The 10,877-nt window shown below is 41.5% G+C and carries 9 protein-coding genes and 1 pseudogene; 4 read left to right on the top strand and 6 right to left on the bottom strand.

From position 1 onward, the window contains the following. Positions 1-195: 195 nt before the first annotated feature. The 4 genes from LIQ05_RS18730 to LIQ05_RS18715 all read right to left on the bottom strand — a co-directional run bounded on the left by LIQ05_RS18730 (position 196) and on the right by LIQ05_RS18715 (position 6,120). Positions 196-1,212 carry a hypothetical protein gene (locus LIQ05_RS18730; RefSeq protein ID WP_226822863.1) on the bottom strand — a complete coding sequence of 339 codons (1,017 nt, stop codon included), beginning with the start codon at positions 1,210-1,212 and terminating at the stop codon, positions 196-198. 14 nt (positions 1,213-1,226) lie between these two features. Beyond that, positions 1,227-2,570, bottom strand: a complete 1,344-nt coding sequence (locus LIQ05_RS18725) for a DnaB-like helicase C-terminal domain-containing protein (protein ID WP_226822862.1) — start codon at positions 2,568-2,570, stop codon at positions 1,227-1,229. Beyond that, positions 2,570-3,925, bottom strand: coding sequence for an McrC family protein (locus tag LIQ05_RS18720; protein ID WP_226822861.1), 1,356 nt, complete (start codon positions 3,923-3,925; stop codon positions 2,570-2,572). Before LIQ05_RS18720 ends, LIQ05_RS18725 begins: the two co-directional genes overlap by 1 nt. A 119-nt stretch (positions 3,926-4,044) precedes the next feature. Then, a complete protein-coding gene (locus LIQ05_RS18715) occupies positions 4,045-6,120 on the bottom strand; it encodes an McrB family protein (RefSeq protein ID WP_226822860.1) in 2,076 nt (691 codons plus the stop codon). A gap of 472 nt (positions 6,121-6,592) precedes the next feature. Here LIQ05_RS18715 and LIQ05_RS18710 point away from each other — a divergent pair, with 472 nt between their 5' ends. The 3 genes and pseudogenes from LIQ05_RS18710 (at position 6,593) to LIQ05_RS20455 (ending at position 7,775) form a co-directional block, all read left to right on the top strand. Next, entirely contained in the window at positions 6,593-7,282 is a 690-nt protein-coding gene (locus LIQ05_RS18710) for a hypothetical protein (RefSeq protein ID WP_226822859.1), read from the top strand. Positions 7,283-7,400: 118 nt separating this feature from the next. Continuing rightward, positions 7,401-7,556: pseudogene (locus LIQ05_RS20460) on the top strand (helix-turn-helix domain-containing protein); the annotation flags it as partial. A gap of 15 nt (positions 7,557-7,571) precedes the next feature. Further along, positions 7,572-7,775, top strand: a complete 204-nt coding sequence (locus tag LIQ05_RS20455) for a Fic family protein (RefSeq protein ID WP_334301164.1) — start codon at positions 7,572-7,574, stop codon at positions 7,773-7,775. Positions 7,776-7,902: 127 nt separating this feature from the next. On the opposite strand, the gene rpsI is transcribed toward LIQ05_RS20455, so the two are convergent. Together rpsI and rplM are read right to left on the bottom strand one after the other, a co-directional pair. Next, on the bottom strand, positions 7,903-8,295 hold the full coding sequence (gene rpsI / locus LIQ05_RS18700) for a 30S ribosomal protein S9 (protein WP_226822858.1): 393 nt from the start codon (positions 8,293-8,295) through the stop codon (positions 7,903-7,905). A gap of 17 nt (positions 8,296-8,312) precedes the next feature. Further along, positions 8,313-8,741, bottom strand: a complete 429-nt coding sequence (gene rplM / locus LIQ05_RS18695) for a 50S ribosomal protein L13 (protein WP_117853326.1) — start codon at positions 8,739-8,741, stop codon at positions 8,313-8,315. A 553-nt stretch (positions 8,742-9,294) separates the two neighbouring features. Between rplM and LIQ05_RS18690 the strand changes: the two genes are divergently transcribed. Then, positions 9,295-10,464 (top strand): cation diffusion facilitator family transporter, encoded by a 1,170-nt coding sequence (locus tag LIQ05_RS18690; protein ID WP_226822857.1) that lies wholly within the window; start codon positions 9,295-9,297, stop codon positions 10,462-10,464. Positions 10,465-10,877 lie beyond the last annotated feature (413 nt).

Below are 10,877 nucleotides of genomic sequence, written 5' to 3'. Positions count from 1 at the left end.
CAGTAGTCTTATTGTACTCTGAGGTATTTTCAAATTTCAACGTCTACGCTTTTTATTATACAGGAAGCTCCTAATATGAGAAAGTAGTGATTCACTACTTTCTCATATTGGACGTCCCAAGTTCAAAAGCCTTATCGTGCTAGCACGATAAGGCTTTTTGACCTTTTGATACTGAATTGCAATATCATCCGTATATCATAAATCTGTTTCATCAGATTCCGGGATTTTCTTCTCATTTCTTATACTTTCCCGATGTATTTCACCGGTAATTTCAACGCCTCTTACCAGTTCCCGAACGCCATTTCTAAGAGGCAGATAGTCTTCAATATATCCCATTTTTTTGTATGCATCCAGAATGAGCTGCACCTTTTTATGGATCTCATGCACCTTATTTTTCCATCCGCGGCTCTGATACCGAACCCTGGAGGAGCCCTGCAAAGTTACCTCTTTCTGGGCAAAATTCTCCTTCCGGATACCCAGTAGCGGCAGGATTCCATCCCCCTTACCAGCTCCATAATAGCGGATTTTATTCCCATTTAAATGATTCTTTTCATTGGCCATAACCTCAAGTCTCTGGATCAAAATTCTCCGCAAAAGGATTACTTCATCTGTATTGGAAAAAGGATATTTTTCTGGTGCCATCAGTGCACCTGGCACTGAAATGATCTGCCTGATATACTCTGCATACTGAAAAACAGGAAGGTTTTTTCCATCTATAAACCAGAAGGTTTTTCCATCATCATCTGCTTCAAGAGGTACCATTTTTCCCACCAGAATACCGGAAAGAAGTTTCCCTTCTGCATCTGTCAGGTTTCTCTTTCTTACCTCATCTTTAAACTCAATGGCGATTCCTGTCCCCATAAGTTTTTCCACAGATTCCCGCAACCGCAGTTCACGTTTCTGGGGTTTCTCCTTCTGATAATACAGCCGGAGAGAATTGTCATATGCCATAATGCGCAAAATATCGGTAAGGGTGATCCTTTCTTTTCCACATCTTTGTAAGGTATAAATGGCATCATGGACCACACTATCAAAATAATTGAAGCCCTTTTTTGCCAGTTCTTCCGACATATCCAGGATATAAGTACAGGTCATGGGCTTATGCCTGCTGCCTACTTCTATGGTGTTTTTGCAGCCTGTTTTATAGTGATTTTTGAAAATCTCCTGGGCAAGTTTGCATATATTAATGTATGTATTTTCCGGCAGCCACATTGCATTTGCTCCTTTTAATCGTTGTCATGATCGTCTGGCATACTCATAAATTTCTCAAATAATGCCTTGCTGTATTCATCCTCCGGGACGAATTCGTTCTGCTGGGTTTCGGTCTTTTCCCCGTTGTTTATATCTGATTTCTTTACGGAATGAGCTGATTTTGTATTCTTTTCTGTACGTTTTCTCTTTAATTTTATTCCTTCAGATTTCTTTTTCCTGGGCGCTATCAATGGATTCTTATCCGCTTCTGTGGATATTTCTTCTTCTGCTTGTTTTTCTGCCCTTGCTGGCATCTCAGCTCCCACTGATGTTTCTGCCTTCGTCATTGTTTCTGCTTTCACTCTACTGCTCTCTTCTGCTCCATACTCCAGGTACAGATCCTTTGCCGGATAAAAATCCAGTGCTACATTAGCGCCTGTTCCCGTCATTCCATAACGCTGCTTTAAAAACACCAGTTCCAGCTTTCTCACAGGGCTTGACATGGCAGATTCATGCATTGCTCCTACAATCTCAATGTTCCGCAGCTGCAGTCCCAGGATCACGCTGGCAGAATATTCGATACCGCCGGTCTCCTTAAAGGAATCCAGCTGAATAGGCTTCTGGGCATTTCGATAAGACTCACGGTTCAGGGAACTGATCACGAAAACAGCCATATCATATTTGTTGGAAAGGCTGCTTAATACGTTAATATTCTCATCATTTCTCTGCTTATCCGCTGTACCTCTTGTGGAAGCACAGGCAGATAAGATCTGCAGATAATCCACAAATACCACTGGTTTACTGCCTGTTTCTTCCATGAATTTTTCCACATCTGCCACAATATCTTCTGCGGAAAAAGAGATCTTATCCCGCTCCTTGATATACAGTTTTTCATACCTGGAACCCATTTTTTTCTGTACTTTTTCAACCAGCTCCCATTCCTCTTTTTTATCTGCATTCTCTTCGCGGAGCAGCCAGTCAGAGGTGATTTTTGCGTCCGGTTCCTGCATATGGATCACTCTGTTCAGGATTTTGGATTCGATTCGGATTGCAGGCATTTCCAGGGAATAAAACAGCACCGGTGTCCCTCCTGCTGCCACTTCAGAGGCGATCTGAAGAGCCAGGGTACTCTTTCCCATGCCAGGGCGGGCGCCAAGAAAGATAAGGCCAGAGTACAAGCCTCCGCCCAGTCTTTCATCAAGCTGGCGGATTCCTGTGGGATAATGTTCTACCGTCTGGATTTTTCCAGGACGGAACAACTTCAGTTTTTCTGCCACAGAGATGTAGGAAACCGGCTTATTTTCTGCAATATTATTTTCTTTCCTATTCTTTTCTTCCACTTGTGCTTTCTCCGCTCCTGATTCTTCTTTTAACTCCATCAGGCTCCCTTCTCAGCTTCTATGGCCGTTAGTAACTTGTCCAGACTTCCATTTATATCTGCCACATCCACCCCGAAAATATGAACCCTGGTAGGGAATCCTGCATCCTCTACACCTGAATCATACACGATTTTTTCCTGCTTTTTCATCCACTCTGTCATAGGGTAAAGCAGCCAGATATCCTGGGCTTTATAGCGTTTGGAATAGGCATACATCTGATACATATCCGCACTTTTGATTCCATAATTATTCCACTGGTTGTCCTCTAAAAGCTTCCATTTGGTGTCCAGGATCACGCATTTGTCCTCTCTTCTTAACACAATATCCGGACGAATCTGGAACCTTTTCGGGGAATCAAACAAAGTATGTCCACCATCCTGTGGGAAAACCTTCCATGTATTTTCCCTGTGCTTTTTCAGCCTGCAGGCAACATAATTTTCATACAGCTCCTCCATTGGAAAAAGCAGGGATCTTGCCTTTTCATTCCCGGAAAAGCAGGCAAAGCTTTCGTCTTCCAGGAACACCTTGGACCACTGGATGATCTGTTCATATTCCCTGGAATTCTGGTCTGCTCTTACTTTTTCAAAATCATTCCGGATATTAGAGGATACCGGAATCTCTTCAAAAACAGGCAGGAGATTTCGGATTTCCTGTATCTGTTTCTCCCTGGAAGCAGCCTTTTTCAGCCTTAATAATGTGGTTTTTATGAGACGGTTTTCCGCCCTGTTCCTGGTAAATTTCTGGTATCTTACATAGAATCTTTCCTGGTGTACCAGGTTCTCCCTGAGCTGTCTGGAAACCAGCAATTTTCCCTTATAGCTTTTCAGATTCCCCTCGACTTTTTCATAATCCGAGCGCAATCCCCGCTTCACAAGAAGCTTTGCTTCCTGAAGATACATGTCAATAAAAATGTCATAAAGGTTGGTAGAACCGCTTGCCAGTTTTGCTGCTGACAGCTTCCAGCCGGAGAAATTTTTCATCTCTTTCAGCATTTTCAGAAGGACTTCCCTGGTCTCATCTGCTCCTGTACCGAATTCTATTTTGGGCAGGATCTGGATTTTCATGCCACTTTCCAGCTGGATCAGGCCTACAAAATTTCGGGCTTCTATCACTTCTCCAACACCAGATTCCTGATGGATCAGCATGAAGGGCTTGCCTTCCTCTTCTCTGGAGCCACTGAATTTTTTTCCAAAAGCCTGGTTCACATAGCTGTCTGAATTCCTGGTTACATTCTCTATGTAGGCTCTTAATTCCTGGTAGAATTTTTTCTCCAGAAACTTATATTTGGAAGAATTCCGATACCGTTCATTGCAGGTGATCTGATCGTATTCTTTTACTTCAAGTATTTTTTCCATGTCTTTTCCTTAATTATTATAAGTCTGCAACTATCCTGAATCCTATTACAGACAAAAATCACAGCTGTTCACTTCGTGACCAGTAAATGTTGCTCATGGTCAGCAACAAACAATCAGCCTTAATTCTCAGCCAGTGTTTCTGCATATTTCTGATAAATGCAGACATAGCTCACTGGATGCTGAAATGCTTCCCAGTTAATCTCATAACGTACCTCTGGAAGCTCGTAGATATCCTCTGCATAACCAGTTCTGTCATAGTCTTCCATGAAGGGATTTCTATATTCATTTTCGTTCGCTGAGTCGTTTTTTGTGAGGTATTTTTTCTGCACAAACTGGTATTTGGAAGGCTTTCCATTGTCTCCCAGGATCATATGGATTTTTCCATAATCATCGAAGAAATACTCCTGTAAAAGTGGGAAAATTTTGTTTCGGAATACTTTTTCCAGGTTCTCCATAGTGGCATTTTCCCCACACATTTCATTAAAATAAGCGTGTCCGATGGTGTGATCCCGATCCAGTAGGAACTCAATTCTTTTGTTTATGGTCTCCAGAATTTTCGCCATGTCTACTTTGCCAGTCTGACTATCTACATCCTCATAGAGCACGCTGTCAGCCTTCATTTCACGCAGCATTTCCGGCTCCGGCATGATCTCCTCGAAGGAAAAACGACGGCGAAGCGCTGCGTCAAGTGCAGTCAGGGAGCGGTCTGCTGTGTTCATGGTTCCTATGAGATATACGTTGGAAGGAACCGTAAAGGACTCTCTTGAATTTGGCAGAATTACAGATGCAGTGTCACGCTTGCTGGTCTCGATCAAAGTCATCAGCTCTCCGAAAATCTCGGAAACATTTCCGCGGTTGATCTCATCTATGATGAATACGTAATTTTTCTCTTTATGCTTTGCTGCTTCTTCACAGAATTTCTTGAAAATACCAGCTTCGACTTTGTAGTTCAGGGACTGGGCAGCTGTATTTTCTTCTGGTTTTTCGTTTGTTTTTTTATTTAGTTCTTCATTCGGTTTTCCATTTGGTCCTTCGTTTGGTTTTCCCTCAGAACTTTTTCCATTCAGAACAGGACGGATTCCTTCTACAAAATCCTCATAGTTGTAGGATTGATGAAAGGTGGTAAAACAGATTCTGCCTTGATTTTCCATATCATCATAAACAGCTTTCACGTTCTCATAGCAACCGTTATCTCCATGTAAATCCTCAATACTTTCGCCAGTACAGATTGAGACAGCATAATAAACTGTTTTGTATGTTTTTCCGGTTCCTGGAGGACCGTAAAGAATAAGATTATGGTCAAATGGACAAGAAAACGCTGGTTCCAGTCCTGCCTCTGAGGACTTCTCTGGCGAATCTGCCTGAGAAATATCCTGGGAAGCGTTTTCTTCTGCAGTCTTATCTGGCTGAACTTCTGGCGTGCTTCCCTTCAAAACAGCTTTCGGATTCAGCTTTCCAAGCGTGTAATCATAATATGGAAGCAATTTCTTTACTGCTGTTTTCACTTCCTCGGAAATTTCTTCTTCTGATTTGGTTCCATTCGCATCATCTATAATGTGGCATAATTCGATAACTTTGTCCACATTATTTGACCTATTTATTTTACTAAATTCATCTACTTTCACCGTATCTCCATCATAGATTTCATGATGGATTTTAGCGTTGCACTTCTCACTACCAGAATTATAATTTACTACATAATGAAAAAATTCCTTATCATAATTTAAATCCAGGAATTTGTAGTATTTCTTGATTTCTTCCTTATATTTAGGAATATTCACCTTTTTATCCTTATCTATAACACTTGGTCTAATGCTCAAGGATACATAAATACAGGCTCTGGTTTCCGGAGGATTTTTTTCAATATATATACATATACTCTTAGGGTCGTCTTCCTCTTTTTCTTTTTCATATTTATAAACTACATTAAATTGTTCACTAACAATCCCGTTCCACTTTCTATATCCATTACTATTGTTGTACACCAACTGGGGAAGTTCTTCTATAATCTCATCAGTAATTTGAAAAAAGAAAGCGTTGATTGGGGCTGCTTTCGTTTTAGACCTTCCTGGATTTTCTTTTTCCCACGAGTTACGGAATTTTACTAATTCTTCTCTGATCTCACTATCATTTACAAATGCAAGTAATGTTTTATATTTATCCTTATATTTAATTTTATATTCCTCTTCCGTCATTTAATTATCCTCTTTATTTTTATTTTCCAATAAATTCATTATATAGACACCTTTTCTAAAAAGCAACGGCAAATTATGAATCCAAAAATCTCCAGAATCTCCAATAGCCTCCTATTGCTAAATTATTACAAATATATTACAATTTATTTCGTAATCAGCTGATACATAGCGCAGCAGCACGGACTTTGACTCGTTGCTCGCGTAAATAAAAAATAAGGAGGTCGAAACTATGTGTTTTAATTTCAATAGCTGTACCGAGTTATTTCATGCAATTTGCAAAATGTTTAACATTGGTTGTTAATTCATAGGCTTATGTTTTCTATGAACTTTGCTCACCAAAAACACCTCAGGGAACATTACCTGTGAACAGTAACAGCAGGATACTGCACATTAGTGTGTGGTGTCCTGCTTCTTGATTTATGAGCATTTTTTTAGTATACTGGGCATACAGAAAAAATGGGAGGTAATTGCAATGAGTACTCTTACGGAAGCGGCTCATGAGAGCATGAAAAATTCAGAGGCAGCTGTAACATATATTGTGAAATCATTGTTTTCAAACATATTTGAGCTTGACGGCACATCAGAAGTAATGATTTCTGAAAGCATAAAGAAAGGTTGTCCACATTTCTGGACAGATGCCAATTATCGAATTGTATCAAATCGTTTATTCGATTGGTGGATACAGAATATGCCATATATTTATCTTGCACTGTTAGAAGATAAAACATTTACATCACGCTTATATGATGGTTTAGTAAAAGTTGCTGATTGCGATCATGCAAAGAGACTTGACGCATATGCCTATAATGAAGACGGTAGTGTTCGTAAATCAGTATTAGCAGAAGATGCCGTATTCCATGTTGATTTTACAAATTTTAACGATGCTTTGTATAAAAAACTGTTGACAGATCTTGAAGAATCAATGCATTCATTGGATGCTATCTCTGATCGGATCGATGATTTTGCAAATAATCTTACACCAGTCAAACGTCAGCAAATTTCATACATTGTTTGCAATTTTATGTATTTGGTCTTTGAATTGATGCATAACAATGCACTGTATAATTTGTTAGAAGCTATTAGCAGATATTATCAGGAAATGGTACCGGCTCATGCTGCAGCATATGATGAGGCTGCAGATAATCCGGGAGATTTTGCATAATGACTACCCAAGCAGCACAATATTTACCAAAACAAATATTTTTATTTTATCATTGCAATAGCACTTTCCGCTGGGTATAATAAAAAGACAACTATTCACCTCAAAGGAAGGGATTTCCATGATAGAACAGCTAATTGCCGAAGCAACGGAATGTGATTTCAAAGTTGCTCTCGAAACAAAGAAGCCCAAAAGCTGGCTAAAAAGTGTCAGTGCCTTTTCCAATGGAATCGGTGGAACTCTGTTTTTCGGTATTTCTAACGACCGGGTAGAAATCACATCACCTGGAGGGATGTTTGGAGGCGGGGCAATTCTTGCATTTTGTTCACTTCCTCATTCAAAAGCAGAAATTGCAGAACATTGCGGATATAAAAGCACCAAAAATTTCACTAAGAAATATTTACGTCCTTTACTTGATTCAGGCGCACTCAATATGACAGTTCCCGATAAACCTAATAGCCGAAATCAAAAATATATTGCCGCTCATACTAAATAGCCTCGAAGCAGAACACTACACATTTACTCAGTGATGTTCTGCTTCTTGCTTTATCGCACAAAAAAATCCCCCGAAACCATAATGATTCCGAGGGAAATATGTCCATATAATAATTCGTAAGAACTGATTATCGTTTGGAGAACTGCGGTGCGCGACGAGCGGCTTTGAGACCGTATTTCTTACGCTCTTTCATACGAGGATCACGAGTAAGGAATCCAGCTGCTTTAAGAACTGGTCTGTACTCTTTGTCTGCCTCAAGGAGTGCTCTGGAGATACCATGTCTGATAGCACCAGCCTGTCCTGTGTATCCGCCACCATGTACGTTTACAAGAACGTCGAATTTGCCTTCTGTCTCGGTAGCAGCCAGTGGCTGACGAACGATAACTTTAAGTGTCTCTAATCCAAAATACTCATCAATGTCTCTTTTATTGATAGTGATTTTACCAGTACCTGGGGTAAGGTAAACTCTTGCTACTGATTTTTTTCTTCTTCCTGTTCCGTAGAATTTTGCGCTAGCCAATGTTTTCTACCTCCTAATTAAAATGTTAAAACTTCCGGTTTCTGAGCCGCATGTTTGTGTTCAGGTCCGGCATAAACGAAAAGTTTTGTGTACATTTCTCTTCCTAATGGTCCTTTTGGAAGCATACCTTTAACTGCCAGCTCAACAACTTTCTCAGGTTTCTTAGCCATCATCTCTTTTAATGTAGTCTCTTTCATTCCACCTACATAATCAGAGTGATTGTAGTAGATCTTCTGATCCATTTTCTTTCCTGTAACTTTGATCTTGTCAGCGTTAACAACGATTACATAATCACCTGTGTCAACGTGTGGTGTAAACTGAGGTTTGTTCTTTCCTCTTAAAACGCTTGCTACGCCAGAAGCCAGACGGCCAAGGGTGCAGCCTTCAGCGTCAACTACATACCATTTTCTCTCGATTTTATCTGGATTAGCCATATAAGTCTGCATGGTTTTACCTCCTGTTATTTATCAACGATTGTTTGTATAAATGCGAATTCTCGCATATGTTAGTAATATGGAAACGATGGTGCAATTACTGCGGAAATGTCCGAAACCGCTGATAAATACCGTCGCCGGGGCTATTGGCTAAAGTATCTCGCACTACGTCACATTGAGTAATTATATTATAAGCCTCCGCTTCTGTCAACCACTTTTTCCCCATATTTCCAACTTTTTTTGCAAAAAGTTTTCCACATTCTGCCAGAATTTTAAAATGGTTTTTCCACAAAGTCATTCTTCCACAGCATACACGATTTTCCATAATACGTAAAATTCAAATCACCTAACCGTGATAATCATTTAACGCCGCTTATCTGATTCTAAGTCCTCTCCGATTAGAACACCCAAATTATCTACAATCTTCCATTTTTTACTGGAATTTTTCCTGGCAAAGTGTTATATTTGAAAGAATGTATCCACAGGGGGCTGTTCACTGGTACCCTCACAGAATACACGCTACCGGTTTTATTGTTTCTTCTTATATTATTGAGGTGAGGTTTTTATGATAACATTTTTATCCCGTTTGTTTATCAAAGATTACAAAGACTACGGTTCGCCCCAGGTTCGCCAGTCTTATGGAATGCTCTGCGGGGCTGTGGGAATTGCACTGAATATTTTCTTATTTATAGGAAAATGGCTTGCCGGAATCCTGAGCGGCTCCATTGCCATCACCGCTGACGCCTTCAACAACTTATCTGACGCCGGTTCCTCCGTGATCACCCTGGTAGGCTTTAAGCTCTCCGGGCAAAAGCCAGATACGGAGCACCCCTTTGGTCACGGCCGTATGGAATACATTTCCGGACTTCTGGTCTCCGTCGCGGTGCTGATCATGGGCTTCGAACTGATCCGCTCCTCCATCGAAAAGATCCGTACTCCAGAGCCAATTGAGTGCAGCCCGGTTATTATTGCTGTCCTTATAGCCTCCATTCTGGTAAAAATATATATGTACCACTACAACCGTACCGTCGGCCACAAAATCGACAGTACCGCCATGCAGGCTACAGCTGGAGACAGCTTAAGTGACACCGTTGCCACCAGCCTGGTTCTCCTTGCCACCATCATCAGTCAGCTTACCGGACTGGTGCTGGACGGATGGTTCGGTATCCTGGTGGGTATTTTTATCTTCTATACCGGAATCACAACCATGAAGGATACCATTGATCCCCTTCTCGGTCAAGCTCCGGAAAAAAATCTGGTAGAGGAAATCGAAGAGATCGTTCTTGCCCATCCACTTGTCCACGGCATGCACGACCTGATTGTCCACGACTACGGCCCTGGAAGACTGATCCTCTCCCTCCACGCCGAAGTTCCTGCTCACGGAGACCTTCTCATCATCCACGACGAGATTGACAACATCGAGCACGAGCTTCAGGACAAACTGAACTGCTCCGCAACCATCCACATTGACCCCATCGTCACAGACAACAAAGAGGTCAATGAAATGCGCACCCAGATTGAAGAAATCACCCGCAACCTGGACCGCCGCCTTTCCATCCACGATTTCCGTATGGTAGAAGGCCCCTCCCACACCAACCTGATTTTTGACATTGCCGCCCCCTTCGAGTGCAAGCTCACCAACGTAGAGATCACCAACCTTCTCAAAGAGCGCATCCGCAATATGGACGATGGCAACTACTGCGCCGTGATCCAGATCGACCGGGTTTACGCGTAAACCACTGCATAAATTCTATTCATAACATAAAAGACTGGTGATTCATGCAACTACATGAAAACCAGTCTTTTGCTATTTAATGTGTTGGTCGTTATCCCGGACGCGATTTCACAATGTATATTCACCGCCGCGCGTCGCAACGTTCCGGCAAGCTAGCTGGTAACTACGACTAAGGCGCTCGGGAGAGCCCTCTCGCCTAAGTCTTCGTAACCATCGGATCTCGCCTCCACTAAAACCGCTCCTGAAATGCGCGGCTACGTGAATATACATTGCAAAATCGCTGGTTATTGGCAGAGGGAAGAAAGAAACAGTAACGACAACAATGGGGGGTGGGTGACGTAGCTGCTATCCCGCATATTTACTGGCTTTTCTAATCTACCGTTGCCAAAAGGTATCGGGAAACCAACACATGT

The sequence above is a fragment of the Blautia glucerasea genome, from assembly GCF_020537505.1.
GTDB lineage: Bacteria > Bacillota > Clostridia > Lachnospirales > Lachnospiraceae > Blautia_A.
This window is presented reverse-complemented; position numbering and strand designations above follow the sequence as displayed.

What these genes read in the sequence shown, in the direction of transcription:
- LIQ05_RS18725 (WP_226822862.1), bottom strand. Translation starts at nt 2,570, where the DNA reads ATGGAGTTAAAAGAAGAATCAGGAGCGGAGAAAGCACAAGTGGAAGAA.
- LIQ05_RS18690 (WP_226822857.1), top strand. Translation starts at nt 9,295, where the DNA reads ATGATAACATTTTTATCCCGTTTGTTTATCAAAGATTACAAAGACTAC.
- LIQ05_RS18720 (WP_226822861.1), bottom strand. Translation starts at nt 3,925, where the DNA reads ATGGAAAAAATACTTGAAGTAAAAGAATACGATCAGATCACCTGCAAT.
- LIQ05_RS18715 (WP_226822860.1), bottom strand. Translation starts at nt 6,120, where the DNA reads ATGACGGAAGAGGAATATAAAATTAAATATAAGGATAAATATAAAACA.
- LIQ05_RS18730 (WP_226822863.1), bottom strand. Translation starts at nt 1,212, where the DNA reads ATGTGGCTGCCGGAAAATACATACATTAATATATGCAAACTTGCCCAG.
- LIQ05_RS18710 (WP_226822859.1), top strand. Translation starts at nt 6,593, where the DNA reads ATGAGTACTCTTACGGAAGCGGCTCATGAGAGCATGAAAAATTCAGAG.
- rplM (WP_117853326.1), bottom strand. Translation starts at nt 8,741, where the DNA reads ATGCAGACTTATATGGCTAATCCAGATAAAATCGAGAGAAAATGGTAT.
- LIQ05_RS20455 (WP_334301164.1), top strand. Translation starts at nt 7,572, where the DNA reads ATGTTTGGAGGCGGGGCAATTCTTGCATTTTGTTCACTTCCTCATTCA.